Genomic DNA, 19,078 nt, shown 5'->3' with positions numbered 1-19,078 from the left:
GGTCCGCTCCGTCGATGCAGCCTAGTCAACGCCGGTCCGTGCTGCCGCCGCCGGGTCCATTTGTCGCCCAGAGTCCGGAAACCGCAGGTGCGGGCGGTGCGGTGGCGAGCGCGTACGCTCCCTCACGACGGTGACTCGATTGGCATAGTTTGATGTACTTGCGTGAGGCCAGGGGGGAGACGAGGCCCATGGGGCGGCAGCGGGGGGACGTGCGCACCGCCGCCGCGCCTGCGCCCGCGCCCGCCGGGCCCGTCCGCGCCCCCGTCCGGCGCCGTGCCGCGTCCGCGCGGCTGCGCGGGCGCCGGATCCGCCGCGGCGCCGCGTTCCTCGTCGTCGCCGCGCTCGTCGCCGTGGCCGGGGCGAACGTGCCGGAGCCGTCGGCGCCGGGCTGGGCGAGCCCGGGCCTGGTGGGCGGCGGCGGGTGGCCGTTCGCGGGCGTCCCGCTCGATCCGGACGACGCCGACGGCGCCGCGTACCTGCCCGACAGCTCGGCCGTGCGGCTCGCGAACGGGCGGGTGCTGCTCGTCCCGTCGGGTGAGGAGGCGCCGGTCACGGTCGCGGCGGACGATCCGCGGGTGGCGCAGGCGGTGCGGTCCGAGAGCGCGTGGCTGGCGTCCGGGACCGTCCCGGAGGGCCCGGCGGACTCCGGTTTCCGCGACATGGCGGCGCGCGCGCTGCTGGACCTGCGGCTGCTGACGCCGCCGAACGGCGCGTCCCTGGCGTCCTGGTACGGGGCGTGGCGGTACTCGTGGCCGCGCGACTCCGCCTTCGCCGCCGCCGCGTTCACCGTGACGGGGCATCCGTCGGAGGCGCGCCGCGTCCTGCGCTTCCTGGGGCGGGTCCAGACCGACAACGGGCTTTGGGCCGCCCGGTACAACGCCGACGGGACGGCCGTGACGGACGGGCGGCCGCCGCAGCTCGACTCGCTCGGCTGGGTGCTGTGGGCGAGCTGGCTGTACCGGACGGAGAACCCCGGCGCCGACGACCTCCCGGACCTGTGGCCGATGGTGCGGCGCGCCGCCGACCATCTGGCCGGGTCGCTGGACGCGGAGGGCCTGCCGCCCCCGTCGTCCGACTACTGGGAACGCGATCACGGCCGCGAGCAGGACCCGCGGCGGCCGACGCTCGGGGTGGTCGGGCCGGTGCTGGCGGGCCTGCGGGCGGCGGCGGTCCTCGCGCAGGGCTACGGCGACGGGGCCAGGGCGGCGCAGTGGCGGGCGGCGGCGCACCGGGTGTCGGACGCGCTGGACCGGCAGTTCGCGCCCTACGGGTACCCGCGCTCACCCGTGCAGGACGGGCTGATGGACACGTCCGTGACGTTCATCGCACCTCCGTTCGCGCCGGCGGACCAGGCCGTGACCGGGGCGATCGCTTCCGCCGAGCGCGCGCAGGCGCTGCCGAACGGGGGCGTGCTGCCGGGCGAGAGCTGGTCCGGGACGCCGGACGTCGCGTGGACGCCGGAGACCGCGCTGTTCGGGCTGTCGGCCGCGGCGGGCGGCCGGACGGCCGAGGCGCTCGCGCGCCTCGGCTGGCTGTCGGCGCACCGGACGTCGCTGGGCGCGCTGCCGGAGAAGGTGGGCCCGACGGGCCGCCAGGCGGGCGTGGCGCCGCTGGGCTGGACGGACTCGCTGGTGCTGCTGACGCTGGCGGCCCTGCGCGAGCCGCTGCCGGTCCCGCCCGCGTCCTGACCCCCGGGAGCCCCGCTCAGGTGAACTGCTCGTAGCCCATCTTGAGCACGAGCGCGGCGACGACGCACAGCAGCACGACCCGGACGAACCCGGTGCCGCGGCTGATCGCCATGCGGGCGCCGAGCTGCGCGCCGGCGGCGTTGCAGACGGCCATGCCGAGCCCGATCGCCCACAGCACGTGCCCCTGGGCGGCGAACACGGCGAGCGCGCCGAGGTTGGTGCCCGCGTTGATGATCTTCGAGGTGGCGGACGCGTCGACGAAGTCCAGGCCGAGCAGCGCCGTGAACGCGATGACGAGGAACGTCCCGGTCCCGGGGCCGACGAGCCCGTCGTAGAAGGCGATCGCGACGCCGGGCACGACGATCGCGAGGGCCGTCCGGCGCCGGGTCCGCAGGACGAGCCGGGGGGCGCGGCCGAGGTCCGGCTTCAGCACGACGAGCGCGGCGACGGCGAGCAGCACCACCATGATCACCGGCTTGAGCACGTCGGACGAGATCGCCGCGGCGCACAGCGCGCCGCCGGCGGCGCAGCACACCGCGAGGGCCGCGGCCGGGCCGGCGACCCGGACGTCCGGCTTGGCCTTGCGGGCGTAGGCGACGGCGGCCGAGGCGGTGCCGGCGATGGAGCCGAGCTTGTTGGTGGCGAGCGCGGTCGCGACGGGCTGTCCGGGGTTGAGGAGCAGCAGCGCGGGCAGCTGGATCAGCCCGCCGCCTCCCACGACCGCGTCGACCCAGCCGGCCGAGGTGGCGGCGGCCAGCATGACGGGCACCTGCTCGGCGTGCACGGGGGCTCCCGGGGGTAAGGGGTGTTAAGAGTATGACCATAACGCCCCGGGGTGCCCCGCCCGGCCGTCAGGCCGCCCACTCCCGCGCGAGGACCGCCCAGATCTGCTCGTCGCGGCGCTCACCGGCCAGCAGGTACGCGTCCCGCAGGACGCCCTCGCAGGTCATCCCGAGCCGCTTCGCCACCGCCGCGCTGGCGGTGTTGCGCGGGTCGCAGATCCACTCCACCCGGGCCATCCCGCGCACCCCGAACGCCCAGTCGATCATGTGCCGGACCGCGGTGGTGACCAGGCCGCGGCCCCGGGCGCCCGCGCCGAGCCAGACCCCGGCCTCGCAGACGCCGCGCGGGGCGTCGAACGTCCGGAAGACGGTCCCGCCCTCCAGCACGCCGTTCACCCAGATGCCGTAGACGCGGCCCTCGTCCCTGGCCTGCTTCTCCGCGTAGTCCTGCAAGAACTTCCGCGCGGTCGCCTCGTCGACGACGGTGTGCGCCCACGGGATGTACTCGATGACGTCGGTCCGCACGCGCTCGGCGTGCGCGGCGAACTCGGCCGCCTGCCACGGCTCCAGCGGACGGAGCTCGGCGTCGTCGGCCAGGGTGACGGCGAACATGGAGGACCTCCCGGGGGGGTACGTACCGAACGTTTGTTATGTATCCTACGGGACATGCCCGCCCGAGGTGATCACGACGCCCGCCGCCGCGACGTCTCCGAGGCCGTCTGGCGGGTCCTCGCCGACCGCGGCTTCGGCGGGCTGACGCTGCGCGCCGTCGCCGCCGCGATGGGCGCCTCGACCGGCCTGCTCACGCACTACTTCCCGAACAAGAAGGCGCTGGTCTCCTACGCCCTCGACGTCGCCGACGAGCGGACCGCGAGCCGGTCCCTGCGCGGCGCGCAGACCCGGGGCCTCGCGAGCCTGCGCGCCGCGCTGCTGGACGTCCTGCCGCTGACGCCGGAGGCCGCGGTGATGAACCGCGTGTGGGTCGGCTCGTGGGACGGCTCGCTCGCCGACCCCGAGTTGCGCGAGCGCGAGATGCGGCGGTACCGCGGGTGGCGGGCGCGGCTGCGCGTCCACGTCGCCGCCGCCGTCGAGCGCGGCGAGCTGCCCGCCTCGTCCGACGTGGACGACGTCACCGCCGCCGCGGCCGCGTTCGCGCACGGCCTCGTCGTACACGCCCTCTTCGACACCGAGCGGTACCCGCCCGAGCGGCAGACCCGGATGCTCGACGCCTGGCTCGACGCGCTCGCCCGCTGACCGGCGCCCCTGACCGGCGTGCGGGAAACCGGCGGGAACCGGCGGGACCCGTCGTGACTCGAACGTGACGGGCGGTCAGCATGATCGACGGGATCGGCGACGATCGGGAGGACGCATGGGACGTGTGAAGACCACCGGCTACGGATGGACCGGCTCCGTCCTGCCGCTCGTCGGCCTGGTCGGCGGCGCCGTGCTGGGCGCCGCCGTGGGCACGGCGCTGGGGGCCGAGGACGTCCTCATGCCGCCGGCCGCCGGCATCCTGGTCGCCGAGCTCCTCGCCGCGGCGACGATGTTCCTCATCGGCCTCGCGAAGAACAGCACGCGGACGCCCGAGGGCCGGCGGGTATGGACGAACACGCACAAGTACGGCAGGTACGGCGTCCAGTGGTCCGGCGTGACCATCGCCCTCGCCTTCGCGACGCTCCCGTTCGCCGTCACGGTGGGCAAACTGACCCAGCGGGAGCTGATCTGGGTGGGGCTGGTCGTGGCGTTCGCGGCGACGGCCGGGATCAGCCGGCTGATCTACGTGAAGACCTGCGCGGACGCCATCGACCCATGAGGACGGCGGTGCCCGCCGCCACCGCCAGCAGCGCGGCGGCCAGCCCGAACGCGACCTGGGCCGCCGACGCCGGTCCGTGCGGCAGCGCGCGGAAGAACGCGGTGCCGAGGACGGCGATGCCAAGCGTCCCGCCGAACTGCTGGACGGCGTTGAGCAGCCCCGCCGCGGACCCCGTCTCGTGCGGCCGGACCCGCGCCAGCGCCGCCGTGAAGAACGGGACCGTGAACAGCCCGTTCCCTGTCCCGGCCAGGGCCAGCGCGCCGAGCAGCGGCCATGGGTAGCCGTCCGGGTAGGCGCGGTAGACGGGGATCGCCGCGCAGACCCCGGCCAGCATGACCGCGAGCCCGGCGACCATCAGCCGCGGGCCGAAGCGCGGGACGAGCCGGGTCCCGGCGAGCCAGGACGCGGCGGCCATCGCGGCCGACCAGGGCAGCAGCGTGAGCCCGGCGGTCAGCACGTCCTGCCCGAGGCCCAGCTGGATCTGCAGGACGACCACGACCATCAGCCCGTTCATGACCGCGAAGAACAGCGCCGAGGTCGCGAGCGCGGCCGGGAAGCCCCGGCCCGAGAACAGGCTCGGCTCGACGAGCGGAGCGGCGGCCCGGCGCTGGTGCAGGGCGAACACGGCGAGCAGCAGGGCGCCGCCGGCGAGCACCGCCCACGTCCACGCCGGCCGGCCGGCCGGATCGCCCTGGATCAGCGGGTACACGATCATCGCCGCGCCGGCGGTGGCGAGCGCCGTGCCCGCGGCGTCCAGCCGGGGCCGGTGCTGCGCGCGGTCCTCCGGCAGCAACGGCACGGTCGCGAGCACCCCGGCGGCGAGGGGCAGGTTCACCAGGAACGCCGCGCGCCACGACACCGCGTGGGTGAGGACCGCCCCGACCACGGGCCCGCAGATCGCCGACAGCCCCATCACCGGGCCGATGCTCCCGAACGCCTTCGCCGTCTCCGGGCCGTCGAACATCGCGCGGATCAGCCCGATCGTCTGCGGGATGATCAGCGCCGCCGCGGCGCCCTGCACCGCCCGCGCCGCGATCAGCGCGCCCGCCGACGGCGCCGCCGCGCAGCACGCCGACGCGACCGCGAAACCGGCGACCCCGAGCGCGAACACCCGCCGCCGCCCGGCGATGTCGCCGAGCCGCCCGCCGGTGATCAGCAGCACCGCGAACGGCAGCGTGTAGGCGGCGCTGAACCACTGGATCCCGGACTCGCCGCCGCCGAGGTCCCGCCGGACCACCGGCGCCGCGACCTGCACGATCGTCGTGTCCAGCAGGTTCATCGCCTCGGCCGCCAGCAGCGTGGCCAGGGCCGCCCACCGCCACCGGTGGACGGTCGCGGCCCGTGTCTCCTCCCGTACCCGCATGGCACGTCTCCTTTCGGTTCCGTGCCCCAGCCTCGAAGGGAGACCGCAGTATGTTCCAACCACAGCGCTCAGATAGCGGATATCTTCCATCTGAGCGGCCGAAATGAGGGATCATGATGCTGGACGAGCTGGACCGCGCCGTCATCCACGCGCTGCACATCGACGGGCGCGCCCCGTTCAGCCGCATCGCCGACGTCTGCGGCGTCTCCACGCAGACCGTGGCCCGCCGCTACCGGCGGCTGCGCACCGAGGCGGGCCTGCGCGTCGTCGGCGTCCTGGACCGCGACACCGGCCCCGAGACGCACTGGACGGTCCGGCTGACCTGCACTCCGGCCGCCACCCAGGCCCTCGCGCACTCGCTCGCGGCGCGGCCCGACACGTCCTGGGTGAAGCTGACGTCCGGCGGGACGGAGATCTTCACGATCGTGCACGTCCCGGACGGCGCCGGGGGCACGGACGGCGCGGGCGCCCCGCACGCGATGCTGCTGCACGACGTGCCGCGCCGCGCGGGCATCACCGCCGTGTCGGCGCACTGCCTGCTGCACACCTACCTGGGCGGACCGACCGCCTGGCGCGGCATCACCCGCGCGCTGACCCCCGAGCAGGAGGAGCGGTTGCGGCCGCCCGCCTCCGCCGCCGCGGATCCGCGCCCGCTGACCGCCGCGGACCGCGCGCTGCTGGACGTCCTGCGGCACGACGGCCGCGCCGCGCACACCGACCTCGCCGCCGCGACCGGCTGGTCACAGGCGACGGCCGCGCGCCGCCTCGCCGGCCTGCGCGCGAGCGGCACGCTGTTCTTCGACGTCGAGGTCGACTCCACCCTGCTCGGCGGCAGCGCGCAGACGCTCATCTGGATGTCGGTCGACCCGGGACGGCTCGACGACGTCGCCACCGCCCTCGCGGGGCACGACGAACTCGCCGTCGTCGCCGCGACCACCGGCCCCACGAACCTGCTGGCGCAGGCGCTCTGCGACGGCCCCGCCGACCTGCACCGCTACCTCACCCGCGAGCTGGGCGCCCTGGACGGTGTCCGGTCTCTGGAGACCGCGCCCGTCCTGCGCACCCTCAAGCGCGCCGGTGCCGTCAGAGCTTCTCCACCGGCGCGAACCGCAGGACGAGGCGCTTGACGCCGTACTCGCCGCCGAAGTCGACGCTGGCGGCGGCCTTGTCGCCGGCCCCGTCCACGGACACGACCGTGCCGAGGCCGAACGAGTCGTGCGTGACCTTGTCGCCCGGCGCCAGCGCCGGGACCTCCCGGTTGCCCGGCGACTTCACGCCGGGCCGGGCCGCCATCCGCGACATCGCCGACGACGACGCGGACGACGCCTCCCGCTCCCAGTCGATCAGGGTGCCGGGGACCTCGCCGAGGAACCGGGACGGCGGGTTGACCTGCGGCGCGCCCCACGAACTGCGCATCGTCGCGCGGGACAGGTAGAGCCGCTGCCGCGCGCGCGTGATGCCGACGTAGGCGAGGCGGCGCTCCTCTTCGAGCTCCTTGGGGTTGCTCATGGCGCGCAGGTGCGGGAAGACCCCGTCCTCCATGCCGGTGAGGAACACCACGGGGAACTCCAGGCCCTTCGCGGTGTGCAGGGTCATCAGCGTGACGACGCCCTGGTCGGTCTCCTCGGGCTGCTCGCCCGGCGGGACCGGGCCGCCCTTCGCGCCGCCGGGGATCGAGTCGGCGTCGGCGACCAGCGCCACCTGCTCCAGGAAGTCGGGCAGCCGCCCCTCGGCGGACTCGCCGTCGAGGCGCTCCTCGAACTCGCGGGCGACGGCCTCCAGCTCGCGGAGGTTCTCCACGCGGGTCTCGTCCTGCGGGTCCTTGGAGGCCTGGAGCTCGGCGAGGTAGCCGGACTTGTCGAGGATCCGGACGACCAGGTCGGCCGGGGTGAGCGACGCGGCGGCGGCGCCCAGCTCGTCCAGCAGCAGGACGAACTCGCGGACCGCGTTGATCGACCGGGTCGCCATGCCCGGGACGTCCTCGGGGACGCGCAGCGCCTGCCAGAACGAGACGCGCTCGCGGGACGCGTACGCCTCGACGCACGCCTCCGCGCGGTCGCCGATGCCGCGCTTCGGCACGTTCAGGATGCGGCGCAGCGAGACGGTGTCCTCGGGGTTGGCGAGGACGCGCAGGTAGGCGAGGAGGTCGCGGATCTCCTTGCGCTCGTAGAAGCGGACGCCGCCGACGACCTTGTAGGGCAGCCCGACGCGGATGAACACTTCCTCGAACACGCGCGACTGCGCGTTGGTGCGGTAGAACACCGCGACGTCGCCGGGGCGGGCGTCGCCGGCGTCGGTGAGCCGGTCGACCTCGTGCGCGACGAACGCGGCCTCGTCGTGCTCGTTGTCGGCCACATAGCCGGTGATCTTGTGGCCCTCGCCCTGGTCGGACCAGAGCCGCTTCGGCTTGCGGTCGGCGTTGCGCTCGATGACCGCGTTCGCCGCCGACAGGATCGTCTGCGTGGAGCGGTAGTTCTGCTCCAGCAGGATCGTCGTCGCGTCGGGGTAGTCGCGCTCGAACTCCAGGATGTTGCGGATCGTCGCGCCGCGGAACGCGTAGATCGACTGGTCGGCGTCGCCGACGACGCACAGCTCGGCGGCGCCGACCCCCTCGACCGGCGCGGTCAGCTCGCGGACCAGCTCGTACTGCGCGTGGTTGGTGTCCTGGTACTCGTCGACGAGGACGTGCCGGAACCGGCGCCGGTAGTGCTCGGCGGCCTCCGGGAACACCTGCAGCAGGTTGACCGTCATCATGATCAGGTCGTCGAAGTCCATCGCGCCGGCCTGCTGCAGCCGCGCCTGGTACATCTCGTACGCCTCGGCGAGCGTCTGCTCCATGTGCGTGGACGCGCGGTTCTTGAACGTCTCGTAGTCGATCAGCTCGTTCTTCAGGTTCGACACCTGGGCGCTGAACGACTTCGGCGGGTACCGCTTGGGATCGAGGTCCAGCTCGCGGCAGACCAGCGCCATCAGGCGCTGCGCGTCGGCCTGGTCGTAGATCGAGAAGCTCGTGGGGAAGCCGAGCCGCTTGGCCTCCCGGCGCAGGATCCGCACGCAGGCGGAGTGGAACGTCATCACCCACATGGCCCGCGACCGCGGCCCGACGAGGGCGTCGACGCGCTCCTTCATCTCGGCGGCGGCCTTGTTGGTGAAGGTGATCGCGAGGATCTGGCCGGGGTGCGCGTCCCGCTCGCTCAGCAGGTGGGCGATGCGGTGGGTGAGCACGCGGGTCTTCCCCGACCCGGCGCCCGCGACGATCAGCAGGGGGCCGCCGGAGTGCACGACGGCGGCGCGCTGCTGCTCGTTCAGGCCGTCGAGCAAGGGGTGAGCTTCGGTCTTCGACATCACGTGCGAGTGTACGGCGCCGCGCCGACGTTTTCGGCGGCCTCGCCGCCGCGCGCGGGTCGCCGGCCGCCTCCGGGGCCCGCCGGTCCGGATGAGGACATGGCCTCCACCGGCGGCCTTTCCGGGTTGACTCGACCTTGTGGGCGGCGGAGCGTAGGCCGCGCGGGCGGTCCCGGATAACGAGGCACCGCCGGCACTCCCGCCAGCTCCCGCCGGGGGTGCCGCACGGCCGTCCGCGGCCGCGTAGGGCCATCGGGGGCTCGCGCACGGTGACGAAAGGTGGCTTCAATGACGATCCACCAGGAAGAACAGCAGATCCAGCAGAGCGGACGCCGGGGCGCGGAGGTCCCCGAGGCCCTCACGGGCCGGATGGCGCCGCGGTTCCGTGTCGAGGGGGCGGCGGCCGCCCCCGTCCCGGCGCCGCGTCCGGTGCCGATCCCGGTCCCGGTCGAGACCGGGCACCGCTTCCTCGTCTACAAGCAGGACCCCTCGGTCACCGGCCTCGGCGTCCGGCTCACGTTCGTGCCGTCGGTCGTGCTGAACGGCCCGGCCGACGCCCGCGCCAGGACGGACCTGGCGGGCACCACCCCGGTCGCCCGCAACGCCAGCGGCGACTTCGTGTTCACCCCCAACTCGCCGCAGTTCGACTGCGCGCACACGTTCGCGGTCGTCCGCGAGACGATCGCGATGTACGAGCGGCACAACGGCGGCAATCCCCTTCCCTTCGCGTGGAACGTCGGCGGCAACACCGACCCCATCACGGTGTTCCCGCACGCCGGGGAGGGCGCCAATGCGTTCTACAGCCGGACGGCCAAGGCCCTGAAGTTCCTGTTCTTCACACCGCAGGGGCAGCCGCCGTCCAGCGTCCTGTACACGTGCCGATCGCTCGACATCGTGTCGCACGAGACCGGGCACTCCGTGCTGGACGGGCTGAAGCCCGGCTGGCTGTCAGCGGGCAACCCGCCGCAGACCGGCGGCCTGCACGAGTCGTTCGGCGACCTCACCGCGATCTTCCTGGCGCTGGCGCAGCCCGACCAGGCCGAGGCGTTCGTCGCGCTCACCAAGGCGAACCTGCACGACAAGTCGTTCCTGCCGGAGCTCGCGGAGGAGTTCGGCAAGGCCCTCGGCATGCCGGCCGGGCTGCGCAACGCCGACAACGACCTCAAGCTCAGCGAGGTCGGCAACGAGGTGCACGCGATCTCGCAGGTGTTCACCGGCGCGATCTACGACGTCCTGGCGGACGTGTACCTGTTCGAGACGGCCCGCCAGCGCCGCACCAAGGACCCGTCGATCGTGCTGATGGAGGTCGCGCAGGGGCTCTGCAAGCTGCTGTTCGACGCGATCGTGGCGGCCCCGGCGACGGGCGCGCGATACGTGGACGTCGCGAACCAGATGCTGCAGATCTCGGCGGGCCGCGGCGACCCGGCGATCTACCGGACGTTCATCCGCAACCGGTTCGCGGTCCGCGAGATCACGACGGCGGCGACCCCGCTGCGCGACCTGATGAGCGGCGAGATGCGGATGACCGACCCCGGCTACACCGGCGACGGGCAGGACGTCACGGAGGTCGAGCCGCACGACGAGCACTCGGCGAGCCTGCGGGCCGAGCAGGACCGGTCGCTGTGCTGCGGGACGATGCAGATGCCCGAGTACCGGGTCGTCGCGCCGGAGCGGCTGGCGAAACGCGGCCCGCTGGACGACGACGACATCCTCCGCGACGAGCTCGACGAGCTGCGCCGCGCGTTCAGCAAGTGAGGGTGCTCGGCAAGTGAGGATGCTCGGCGGGTGAGGAGCGGGGACACGGCGAGGGAGGCCGGACGGCGATGCGCGTGACGGTCGAGAGCACCGGCGGCTTCACCGGCCGCGCGGTGGTGGTCGCGCGGTACGACGTGTCCGGCCTCCCCGCCGGGCGGGCGGAGCGGGTGCGGCGGGCGGTCGACGCGCTCGCCGCCGCGCACGCCCGCGGCGGCGCCGGGGAGATCGGAGCGGACCTGCCCGGGTACCGGGTGACGGTGGACGACCCGGACGGCGCCGCCGCGCCCCGCGTCTACGAGGTGCACGGCGACCCGTCCGAGCCGTCCCCGATCGGCGTCCTGCTCGACGAGCCGGGGCTCGGCGGGCCTGCGGGCGGCGGGCCTGCGGGCGGCGGGCCGGGGGGCGGCGGGCCCGGCTGATCAGGTCTTGCGGTGCTCGCGGGCGGACTCGGCGGCCAGGTGGACGGTGGGGAGGTCGGCGCCCGTCGCGGCCATGGACGCGGCGGCGACCGCGCCCTCGACCAGCGGCGCGTCGGCGAGCAGGACGCCCTCGCCCTCGGCGTCCTCGATGAGCATCTTGGCGGTGAGGACGGAGCTGCCGATGTCGGCGAGCAGCAGCACGCCGTCGCCGCCGTCGGCGCGCTGCACGGCGTCCTCGACGAGGTCGATGCTGGTGCCGAGGCCGCCCTCGGAGTCGCCGCCGGCGGGCTCGACGACGGCCTTCCCGACGCCCATGGCGCGGGCGACCTCCGCGACGCCCTCGGCGAGCGTCCGGCTGTGCGAGATGATCACTATTCCGACCACGGGTTCACTCCCCTCCGGTGACGTCGGCGAGGGCGCGCAGGACGAGCGCGGTGGACGAGGCGCCGGGGTCCAGGTGGCCGGCGCTGCGCGGGCCGAGGTAGCTCGCGCGGCCCTTGCGGGCCTGCATCGGGACCGTCGCGGCGGCGCCCGCGTCGGCGGCGTCGGCGGCGGCGCGGGCGGAGCCGGCGAGGTCGGCGCCGTCCGCGAGCGCGGCCGCGAAGGCGGCGGCCGCCGGGGCCAGCGCGTCGATCATGGTCTTGTCGCCCTCGTTCGCCTGCCCCAGCTCCTGGACGCCCTCCAGGGCGGCCTTCAGCGCGGCGCCGACCGCGGCGGCGTCCGCCTCGGACGCGTCGCCGAGCGCCTTGCCCGCGCGGCGCAGCGCGGTGCCGTAGAGGGGGCCGGAGGCGCCGCCGGTCTTGGACACGATGGCCCGCCCGGCGCTGATCAGCACCTTGCCCGGCCGCGTCTCGCCGAGCTGCTCGTCATCGGGGAGGGCGGCGACGGCCGCGGTGAACCCGCGGTGCAGGTTGTGGCCGTGGTCGCCGTCGCCGATGGCCGCGTCGAGCCGGGTCAGCCGGTCGGCGTCGGCGGAGACAAGCTCGGCGGCGCGGCGGATCCACGCCGCGGCGCCCCGCCCGTCCAGTCCCCCGCCCGCGTGCTCGTCCGCCCGTCCTTCCATCGGCGCGGTCACCGGCCCCACCGCAGCGCGGGCGTCTCGACGGGCGCGTCCCAGAGCCGGGTCAGGTCGGGCGTCAGCCGGCACACGCTGATCATGCTGCCGGCCATCTCCAGGCTGGTGACGTACGGGCCGACCAGCGGCCGGACGACCGTGGCGCCGTGCTCCTCCAGCCAGCGGGCCGTCGCCGCGTAGGCGATGTACTGCTCCATCAGCGGCGTGCCGCCCATCCCGTTCACCAGCACGAGCAGCTCGGACCCGGACACCGGCATGTCCGCGTCGATCGCGCTGAGGGAGGCGTCCACGATCGCGTCGGCGTCCGCCAGCGGGACGCGCTCGCGGCCGGGCTCGCCGTGGATGCCGATCCCCAGCTCCATCTCGCCCTCTTCGAGCCGGAACGTCGGCTCCCCGGCGGCCGGGACCGTGCAGGGCGACAGCGCGACGCCGAACGAGCGGCTCCGCTCGTTGACCTCGCGGGCGACGGCGGCGACGGACGCGAGGTCGGCGCCCTCCTCCGCGAGCGCCCCCGCGATCTTCTCCACGAACAGGGTGGCGCCGGTGCCGCGCCGCCCGGCGGTGTAGAGGCTGTCCTCCACGGCGACGTCGTCGTTGACGATCACCGACTCGACCTCGATGTCCTCGTCCTCGGCCAGCTCCGCGGCCATCCGGAAGTTCAGGACGTCGCCGGTGTAGTTCTTCACGATGTGGAGCACGCCCGCGCCGCCGTTCACCGCCATCGTCGCGGCGATGATCTGGTCCGGGACGGGCGAGGTGAACACCTGCCCGCAGCAGGCCGCGTCGAGCATGCCGTGGCCGACGAACCCGGCGTGCAGCGGCTCGTGCCCGGAGCCGCCCCCCGACACCAGGGCGACCCTGCCGGACCGCGGCCCGTCCGCCCGCACGACCGTGCCGTTCTCGGGATCGACCCGCAGCGACGGATGCGCGGCGGCGAGGCCGCGCAGCGCGTCGGCGACCACGTTCTCCGGATCGTTGATGAGTTTGCGCATGTCTCAGCTCTACCCCGGCACGGCGTCCCCTCCCAGGCCCAACCACGATCTTCGTGCGCCGGTTTTCGGGGATGCCCGGGGCGGCCCTTCCGTCATAGGTTGCACGGGTGACGAAAGCTCCCGTTCTCCTGTTCGACTGCGACACCGGCATCGACGACGCCCTGACCCTGCTGTACCTCGCCTCCCTCGTCCGGACGGGCGAGGCGGAACTGGCCGGGGTCGGGACGGTGCACGGCAACATCGACCCGCTGACCGGGGCCCTGAACACGCTGCGCGTGCTGGAGGCGGCCGGCCTGGAGGCGGGCGAGAAGGGCGTGCCGGTCGCGGTCGGCGCCGGCCGCCCGATGGCGCAGGACGTCCACTACGCGCTCGACTGGCACGGCAGGGACGGCCTCGGCGACACGAACCTGCCCGAGCCGGCGGGGCGCCCGGTCCCCGAACCGGCCGCCGAGCGGATCGTCCGGGCGGCGCGGGAGCGGCCCGGCGAGGTGACCCTGCTCGCCACCGGCCCGCTGACCAACCTCGGCGCGGCGCTGCTGCTGGACGAGGAGCTGCCGTCGCTCATCCGCGAGGTGGTCGTGATGGGCGGCGCGTTCGGCCACCCGGGGAACATCACCACGCACGCCGAGGCGAACATCTGGCACGACCCGGAGGCCGCCGACCTGGTGTTCGCGGCGGACTGGCCGGTCGTGCTGGTGCCGCTGGACGCCACCCACCCGACCGCCGTCCACGACGACTGGCTCGACCGGCTCGCGGCGCACGACTCCCCCGTCGCGCGGTTCGCCACCCGGATCCTGGAGTTCTACGCCGACGCCTACACGCCGACGCTGCGGCGCCGCGGGGCGGTCATCCACGACGCGCTCGCCGCGATGCTGGCGGTCGATCCCGGCCTCGGCGAGTACGTGCAGCGGCCGGTGCGGGTGGAGCTGCGCGGCGAGCTGACGCGCGGCACAACCGTGTGGGACGCGCGGTCACTGCCCGCCGACGACACCCGCCGCCCGGTGAAGGTCGCGGTCGGCAGCGATGTGCGGGCGTTCCAGGAACGGCTGCTCGCCGCGGTGCTGTCGCTCTGACCGGCCCTGATGGCGCCCCCGCCCTGACACCGCCGCGGCACCCCCATGACACCGCCGCCCGGGACCGCCCGCGAGGCCCCCGGCGCGGCCCGCCGGGCCTTCGGGAAATGGCCGATCTTGGGTGTGCCCGTATCCGGCCGCAGACTTTATTGTTGAATCCGTGACCAACGTTCTGGACGACAGCGGACTGCAGCGGATCCTCGCCGTGATGGCGCATCCGGACGACGTCGACTTCGGCTGCGCCGGGTCGGTGGCGGGCTGGACGGACCAGGGCATCGAGGTCGTCTACCTGATGGTCACCGACGGCGACGCGGGCGGTTTCGACGACGGCGTCACCCGGGAGGAGATGGCGTCGCTGCGCCGCGAGGAGCAGCGCGCGGCGGCCAAGTGCGTCGGCGTCACCGACGTCCGGTTCCTCGGCTACCCGGACGGCCGGGTCGAGGCGACGCTGGACCTGCGCCGCGACCTCGCCCGCGTGATCCGGCAGGTGCGGCCGGACCGGGTGCTGATGCCGAGCCCGGAGCGCAACTACGAGCGGATCTACCCGAGCCACCCGGACCACCGGGCGGTCGGCGCCGCGGCGCTCGACGCGGTGTACCCGGACGCCCGCAACCCGTACGCGTTCCCGGAACTGCTGGCCGACGAGGGCCTGGAGGCGTGGACGGCCCGCGAGGTGTGGCTCAGCGGCGGCCCGGCGGTGAACCACTACGTCGACATCACCGACCAGTTCGACCGGAAGGTGAACGCGCTGCGGTCGCACGCCAGCCAGACCGCCCACATGGGCGACGAGCTGCCGAACATGCTGCGCGGCTGGCTGTCGGCGAACGCCGAGGCGGCGGGGTTCGGGGACGGCCGCCTGGCCGAGGCGTTCCAGGTCGTCGACACGGCCTGACCGGCGCCCGGCCCTCCTTCGCCGGGGCACCGGAACGGTCACGCTGCAAATTCGTCGCGTCACATGCCGTAATCTCGCTGGAATCGGGCATGCACCCCCTGTGTCCTGATTCGGGGGGATGTCATGCCGCATGAGATCGAGGCCACCGCCACCACCTATGCCGCCCCGGAAGTGATCTTCAAGCATCTCTTCGTGGCGGATTCCTGGAACGAGTGGGCCGCGTTCTGGGCCCGCGCCCGGCACGAGGTCGTCGCCTACGACCCGCCGCGCCACTGCGGGTACGTCGCCATCGCCGGGCTGCCGCGCGGCTACCGCGTCGACATCACGCTGGAACCGCACGGGGTGAACACGCTGATCCGCTGGCGCGGGTCGTTCGACGGGCGGATCCCGGGCACCGCGCCGCTGAAGGGCGCGATGCTGCGCCGCCGGTTCGGGTCGTTCGCGCGCCGCGTCGCCTGGCACGCCGAGCGCTGCGAGCCGGGCTGCCCGGCCCGGCTGCCCGTCGAGTTCTGACCCCGGACCGTCCGAGCGCCGGCCGCTCCCCGGGCCGCCCGTTCCCGGACAACAAACCGCTTCCGGACGCACCGCTTCCGGACGCACCGCTTCCGGACACACTGCTCCCGGACGTACCGCTCCCGGGCCGGTGCGGAGGCCGCCGGCCCGCGCAGGTGATCTTCCCGTCGCGGCGGGTAGGAGCCGAGGTGATCATGGCGGCCCTCGGGGGACGGGTCGCCGTCGCGCGAATCGGGGGATCGCATGCGACGCAGCCTCACCGTGCTCGGCATCGCCATCGGCACCGTCACCGTCACCGCCGGAATGGGACTCACCTGGACGATGACGCACGGGCATCCGCCCGGTACCGTCCACCGGGGGGAGCACGGCTCCTCCGGAGGGCGGGTGGTGACGGTCGCGAAGGCACCGGTGTTCGATCCGCTCCGGCTGCGCGGCAACGTCCTGGCCTACCTGCGCGGCCGCCCGGGGCACGCGGGCGTGATGGCGACCGACCTGCGCAGCGGCATGACGTTCGGCGTGGACGAGACGTCCCGGTTCGTCACCGCCAGCGTCATCAAGGTCGACATCCTCGCGGCGCTGCTCCTGCAGCACCAGCGGCAGGGCGTCGCCATGTCGGACGGCGAGCGGGCGCTGGCCGGGCAGATGATCCGCAAGAGCGACAACACGGCGGCGGACGCGCTGTACGCCGACATCGGCCGCGACGCAGGGCTCCGGAACGCGAACGCGGCGTTCGGCCTCGGCAGCACCATCCCGTACCCGGTGTCGTGGGGGTCGTCGTGGACGACCCCGTCCGACCAGGTGCGGCTGGTGCGGATGCTCGCCTCGGACGGCTCGCCGCTCACCGCCGCGAACCGCCGGTACGTCCTCGGCCTGATGGGCTCGGTGACGCCGTCCCAGGCGTGGGGGATCAGCGCGGCGGCGCGCCCCGGCGAGAAGGTCGCGCTCAAGAACGGGTGGGTGCCGCTGCGGTACGAGGGCAACGGCTGGGCGGTCAACAGCATCGGCCGCATCACCGGCCCCGGACACGACTTCGTCGTCGCGGTGTTCAGCGCCGACAGCCCGACGATGGCGGAGGGCGTGGCGACGGTCGAGCACGTGGCGTCCATGGTGGTCTCGCCGCTGCGCGACGCGGGGCGCGAGGCCGGCTGAGCCGCGGCTCTCAGCGGACCGTCAGGGCTGTGAGCGGAGCGTCAGCGTTCTGTCAGCGCGTGCGGTGAGCCTTCGGGAAGGCGGCAGAACTTCCCGAAGGAGCGGCTCATGCGCAACAGGAACGTCCTGATCTCCGGTGCGAGCATCGCCGGCCCGGCCCTCGCGTACTGGCTCGACCGGTACGGGTTCGCGGTGACGGTCGTGGAGCGGGCGCCCGCGATGCGTCCCGGCGGTCAGGCCATCGACGTGCGGGGGCCGGCGCTGGACGTCGCCGGCCGGATGGGGATCCTCGACGCGGTCCGCGGGCTGAGCACCGACCTGCGCGGCATGTCGGTCGTCGGCCAGGACGGCGAGGAGCTCTTCCGCACCACCGAGCGGACCGCCAGCGGCGGCGACCTCGCGAGCCCCGACGTGGAGATCCTCCGCGACGACCTCGCCGGGCTGATCGCCGGGGCGGGCGGCGACCGGATCGAGTACCTCTTCGACGACTCGATCGCCGGGCTGGAGCAGGACGGCGACGGCGTCCGCGTGATCTTCCACGGCGGCGCCACCCGGACGTTCGACCTGGTCGTCGGCGCCGACGGGCTGCACTCCAACGTCCGGCGGCTGGCGTTCGGCCCCGAGGACGCCTACCTGCACCATCTCGGCGCCCACCTCGGCGTGTGGACGGCCCCGAACCTGCTCGGCCTGCGCCGCTGGCAGACGATCTTCCCGGTGCCGGGGAGCGCGTGGGGCGCGATGGCGATGAGCGTCCGCGGCGACACCGAGCTCCGCGTCTACATGGGCTTCGACTCGCCCGAGCCGGTCGCCTACGACCCGCGCGACGTCCGGGACCAGAAGCGGCTGCTCGCGAGCCGCTTCGCGGACGCCGGCGGGGAGATCCCGCGGCTGCTGGAGACGATGCGGGACGCGCCGGACTTCCACTTCGACGCGATGGCGCAGATCCGCATGGACGCGTGGTCGGCGGGGCGGGTGGCGCTGCTCGGCGACGCCGGGTACTGCGGGTCCCCCGCGTCCGGGCAGGGCACCAGCATGGCGATGGTCGGCGCGTACGTGCTGGCGGGCGAGCTGAAGGCCACGGACGGCGACCACCGCGCGGCGTTCGCCGCCTACGAGGCCGAGCTCCGCGACTTCGTCACCGCGAACCAGGGGCTGGCGATCGCGAACGCCGCCCGGAACCGGGACCGGTTCGCCGCCGAGACGGGCGCCACGGAGACGGGCGCCACGGAGCTGGGGATGGCGGATGCGGGCGAGGAGCGGATGGACGACGTCCACGCCGTCACGAACTCCTACAAGCTCCGCGACTACTGAAGGGGGTCCGGGGTCGTGCTGAGCGGCGGGCCGGCCGCCCAGCGGGAACCGCCGGAGGTCAGCCGCGGATCGGGCGGCTGAGCTTCTTGCCCTCGGCGGCGTTCACCGCGAGGCAGGTGACGGTGCGGTCGCCGTCCCGCCACGAGTCGACCGTCGGGTAGTAGAACGACCGGCCGAGGTGCGCGGCGGCCGGGTCGCGGTCGAGCCTGCGCTGGATGCGCAGCTTGCATCCGGTGGAGGCCAGCCGGCTCATCTGCTGATCGCCCGGCATCACGGCCTGCGTCAGCTTGAAGACGGCCAGGACCTCGCCGTCGTGCGGGCCGGTGCAGGGCACCTTCTTGACGCTCTCCACCTCGACCGGCGGGGCCGACTCGCCGGACGGCGCGCCGGAGGAGACCGGGTCGTTGATGCAGTCGCCGACCTTCATCGTGTACGCGTCGATCTTCTCCGGCCGGGTCGTCTTCGGCTTCGGCGTCCCGTCCGGTCCGGTGGCGGACGGCGAGGGGTCCGAGCCGGCGAGCACCAGGTAGCCGATCGCGCTGCCGACGATCCACAGCGCGGACAGGACGATGCCGGCGATGGCGAGGCCGCGGCCCTTGCCGCCGCGCTCGCCGATCTGACGGAGCGAGATGACGCCGAGGACGGCGCCGACGATGCCGCAGCAGCCGATCAGCCCGGTCACGAACGCGGCGATGGCCAGGCCGTTCGTCTTGTCCTGCGGCGGGCCGGAGCCGTAGGCGGGCTCGGACGGCATCGGCGGGGGCGGATAGGGGGCCATGGGATCGGGGCCCGGCTGACCGGGCCCGGGAGGTGGATAACTCATGGGGAGCGACCCTGCCACACCCCGCGGACCCCGTGATCATGATGCCCGATATTCCGGACATTACGTTTTGCTCACGCCCGCCACT

At 74.3% G+C, this 19,078-nt stretch carries 19 protein-coding genes; 11 read left to right on the top strand and 8 right to left on the bottom strand.

Annotated elements, in window-relative coordinates; genetic code table 11:
* Positions 1-188: 188 nt before the first annotated feature.
* Positions 189-1,688 carry a glycoside hydrolase family 15 protein gene (locus ABT299_RS24525; RefSeq protein WP_387021644.1) on the top strand — a complete coding sequence of 500 codons (1,500 nt, stop codon included), beginning with the start codon at positions 189-191 and terminating at the stop codon, positions 1,686-1,688.
* Between the two features lie 16 nt (positions 1,689-1,704).
* On the opposite strand, the gene ABT299_RS24520 is transcribed toward ABT299_RS24525, so the two are convergent.
* Together ABT299_RS24520 and ABT299_RS24515 are read right to left on the bottom strand one after the other, a co-directional pair.
* Positions 1,705-2,472 (bottom strand): sulfite exporter TauE/SafE family protein, encoded by a 768-nt coding sequence (locus ABT299_RS24520; RefSeq protein ID WP_347256951.1) that lies wholly within the window; start codon positions 2,470-2,472, stop codon positions 1,705-1,707.
* A 67-nt stretch (positions 2,473-2,539) separates the two neighbouring features.
* Positions 2,540-3,082 (bottom strand): GNAT family N-acetyltransferase, encoded by a 543-nt coding sequence (locus ABT299_RS24515; RefSeq protein WP_190863358.1) that lies wholly within the window; start codon positions 3,080-3,082, stop codon positions 2,540-2,542.
* Between the two features lie 54 nt (positions 3,083-3,136).
* Between ABT299_RS24515 and ABT299_RS24510 the strand changes: the two genes are divergently transcribed.
* Complete coding sequence (locus tag ABT299_RS24510; RefSeq protein ID WP_500252109.1) at positions 3,137-3,724, top strand: TetR/AcrR family transcriptional regulator; 588 nt, start codon at positions 3,137-3,139, stop codon at positions 3,722-3,724.
* A 115-nt stretch (positions 3,725-3,839) separates the two neighbouring features.
* Positions 3,840-4,283 (top strand): hypothetical protein, encoded by a 444-nt coding sequence (locus ABT299_RS24505; RefSeq protein WP_500252108.1) that lies wholly within the window; start codon positions 3,840-3,842, stop codon positions 4,281-4,283.
* Here ABT299_RS24505 and ABT299_RS24500 read toward each other — a convergent pair.
* Entirely contained in the window at positions 4,234-5,646 is a 1,413-nt protein-coding gene (locus tag ABT299_RS24500; RefSeq protein WP_500252107.1) for an MFS transporter, read from the bottom strand. The two genes, ABT299_RS24505 and ABT299_RS24500, sit on opposite strands and share 50 nt — an antisense overlap.
* Positions 5,647-5,759: 113 nt before the next feature.
* On the opposite strand from ABT299_RS24500, the gene ABT299_RS24495 reads away from it, so the two are divergent.
* Entirely contained in the window at positions 5,760-6,773 is a 1,014-nt protein-coding gene (locus ABT299_RS24495) for an Lrp/AsnC family transcriptional regulator (RefSeq protein ID WP_500252106.1), read from the top strand.
* On the opposite strand, the gene pcrA is transcribed toward ABT299_RS24495, so the two are convergent.
* Entirely contained in the window at positions 6,730-8,991 is a 2,262-nt protein-coding gene (gene pcrA, locus ABT299_RS24490; protein WP_190863349.1) for a DNA helicase PcrA, read from the bottom strand. The two genes, ABT299_RS24495 and pcrA, sit on opposite strands and share 44 nt — an antisense overlap.
* Before the next feature lie 288 nt (positions 8,992-9,279).
* On the opposite strand from pcrA, the gene ABT299_RS24485 reads away from it, so the two are divergent.
* Positions 9,280-10,746, top strand: coding sequence for a hypothetical protein (locus ABT299_RS24485; protein ID WP_500252105.1), 1,467 nt, complete (start codon positions 9,280-9,282; stop codon positions 10,744-10,746).
* A 68-nt stretch (positions 10,747-10,814) separates the two neighbouring features.
* Entirely contained in the window at positions 10,815-11,165 is a 351-nt protein-coding gene (locus ABT299_RS24480) for a protealysin inhibitor emfourin (RefSeq protein ID WP_500252104.1), read from the top strand.
* Here the strand turns inward: ABT299_RS24480 and dhaM are convergent, their stop codons facing one another.
* From dhaM to dhaK, 3 genes are read right to left on the bottom strand one after another with little or no spacing between them, the layout of a single operon-like run.
* Positions 11,166-11,549: a dihydroxyacetone kinase phosphoryl donor subunit DhaM gene (dhaM, locus tag ABT299_RS24475; protein ID WP_190863342.1), complete on the bottom strand. Its 384-nt coding sequence runs from the start codon at positions 11,547-11,549 to the stop codon at positions 11,166-11,168.
* Between the two features lie 4 nt (positions 11,550-11,553).
* Positions 11,554-12,240 carry a dihydroxyacetone kinase subunit DhaL gene (dhaL, locus tag ABT299_RS24470; protein ID WP_500252103.1) on the bottom strand — a complete coding sequence of 229 codons (687 nt, stop codon included), beginning with the start codon at positions 12,238-12,240 and terminating at the stop codon, positions 11,554-11,556.
* Positions 12,237-13,232: a dihydroxyacetone kinase subunit DhaK gene (gene dhaK / locus ABT299_RS24465; RefSeq protein ID WP_190863341.1), complete on the bottom strand. Its 996-nt coding sequence runs from the start codon at positions 13,230-13,232 to the stop codon at positions 12,237-12,239. Before dhaK ends, dhaL begins: the two co-directional genes overlap by 4 nt.
* 107 nt (positions 13,233-13,339) lie before the next feature.
* Here dhaK and ABT299_RS24460 point away from each other — a divergent pair, with 107 nt between their 5' ends.
* The 5 genes from ABT299_RS24460 to ABT299_RS24440 all read left to right on the top strand — a co-directional run bounded on the left by ABT299_RS24460 (position 13,340) and on the right by ABT299_RS24440 (position 18,170).
* Entirely contained in the window at positions 13,340-14,305 is a 966-nt protein-coding gene (locus ABT299_RS24460) for a nucleoside hydrolase (protein WP_387021668.1), read from the top strand.
* A 208-nt stretch (positions 14,306-14,513) separates the two neighbouring features.
* Positions 14,514-15,197 carry a PIG-L deacetylase family protein gene (locus ABT299_RS24455; protein WP_190863372.1) on the top strand — a complete coding sequence of 228 codons (684 nt, stop codon included), beginning with the start codon at positions 14,514-14,516 and terminating at the stop codon, positions 15,195-15,197.
* A 123-nt stretch (positions 15,198-15,320) separates the two neighbouring features.
* Entirely contained in the window at positions 15,321-15,710 is a 390-nt protein-coding gene (locus ABT299_RS24450) for an SRPBCC family protein (protein ID WP_190863335.1), read from the top strand.
* A gap of 243 nt (positions 15,711-15,953) precedes the next feature.
* Positions 15,954-16,859: a serine hydrolase gene (locus ABT299_RS24445; RefSeq protein WP_500252102.1), complete on the top strand. Its 906-nt coding sequence runs from the start codon at positions 15,954-15,956 to the stop codon at positions 16,857-16,859.
* Positions 16,860-16,967: 108 nt separating this feature from the next.
* Complete coding sequence (locus ABT299_RS24440) at positions 16,968-18,170, top strand: FAD-dependent monooxygenase (RefSeq protein ID WP_500252101.1); 1,203 nt, start codon at positions 16,968-16,970, stop codon at positions 18,168-18,170.
* A 58-nt stretch (positions 18,171-18,228) separates the two neighbouring features.
* On the opposite strand, the gene ABT299_RS24435 is transcribed toward ABT299_RS24440, so the two are convergent.
* Positions 18,229-18,924 carry a DUF4190 domain-containing protein gene (locus tag ABT299_RS24435; RefSeq protein WP_500252100.1) on the bottom strand — a complete coding sequence of 232 codons (696 nt, stop codon included), beginning with the start codon at positions 18,922-18,924 and terminating at the stop codon, positions 18,229-18,231.
* Positions 18,925-19,078 lie beyond the last annotated feature (154 nt).

This window comes from Spirillospora sp. NPDC000708 (assembly GCF_040299565.1).
GTDB lineage: Bacteria > Actinomycetota > Actinomycetes > Streptosporangiales > Streptosporangiaceae > Spirillospora.
Note: the sequence above shows the minus strand (reverse complement) of the source record. Positions and strands in the feature narration are given on the sequence as shown.

Excerpts from the sequence above, each read along its gene's own strand:
- ABT299_RS24500 (WP_500252107.1), bottom strand. The coding sequence starts at position 5,646 with ATGCGGGTACGGGAGGAGACACGGGCCGCGACCGTCCACCGGTGGCGG.
- ABT299_RS24445 (WP_500252102.1), top strand. The coding sequence starts at position 15,954 with ATGCGACGCAGCCTCACCGTGCTCGGCATCGCCATCGGCACCGTCACC.
- ABT299_RS24480 (WP_500252104.1), top strand. The coding sequence starts at position 10,815 with ATGCGCGTGACGGTCGAGAGCACCGGCGGCTTCACCGGCCGCGCGGTG.
- ABT299_RS24435 (WP_500252100.1), bottom strand. The coding sequence starts at position 18,924 with ATGCCGTCCGAGCCCGCCTACGGCTCCGGCCCGCCGCAGGACAAGACG.
- ABT299_RS24525 (WP_387021644.1), top strand. The coding sequence starts at position 189 with ATGGGGCGGCAGCGGGGGGACGTGCGCACCGCCGCCGCGCCTGCGCCC.
- ABT299_RS24505 (WP_500252108.1), top strand. The coding sequence starts at position 3,840 with ATGGGACGTGTGAAGACCACCGGCTACGGATGGACCGGCTCCGTCCTG.
- pcrA (WP_190863349.1), bottom strand. The coding sequence starts at position 8,991 with ATGTCGAAGACCGAAGCTCACCCCTTGCTCGACGGCCTGAACGAGCAG.
- dhaK (WP_190863341.1), bottom strand. The coding sequence starts at position 13,232 with ATGCGCAAACTCATCAACGATCCGGAGAACGTGGTCGCCGACGCGCTG.
- ABT299_RS24485 (WP_500252105.1), top strand. The coding sequence starts at position 9,280 with ATGACGATCCACCAGGAAGAACAGCAGATCCAGCAGAGCGGACGCCGG.
- ABT299_RS24450 (WP_190863335.1), top strand. The coding sequence starts at position 15,321 with ATGCCGCATGAGATCGAGGCCACCGCCACCACCTATGCCGCCCCGGAA.
- ABT299_RS24495 (WP_500252106.1), top strand. The coding sequence starts at position 5,760 with ATGATGCTGGACGAGCTGGACCGCGCCGTCATCCACGCGCTGCACATC.
- ABT299_RS24455 (WP_190863372.1), top strand. The coding sequence starts at position 14,514 with ATGGCGCATCCGGACGACGTCGACTTCGGCTGCGCCGGGTCGGTGGCG.
- ABT299_RS24440 (WP_500252101.1), top strand. The coding sequence starts at position 16,968 with ATGCGCAACAGGAACGTCCTGATCTCCGGTGCGAGCATCGCCGGCCCG.
- ABT299_RS24510 (WP_500252109.1), top strand. The coding sequence starts at position 3,137 with ATGCCCGCCCGAGGTGATCACGACGCCCGCCGCCGCGACGTCTCCGAG.
- ABT299_RS24515 (WP_190863358.1), bottom strand. The coding sequence starts at position 3,082 with ATGTTCGCCGTCACCCTGGCCGACGACGCCGAGCTCCGTCCGCTGGAG.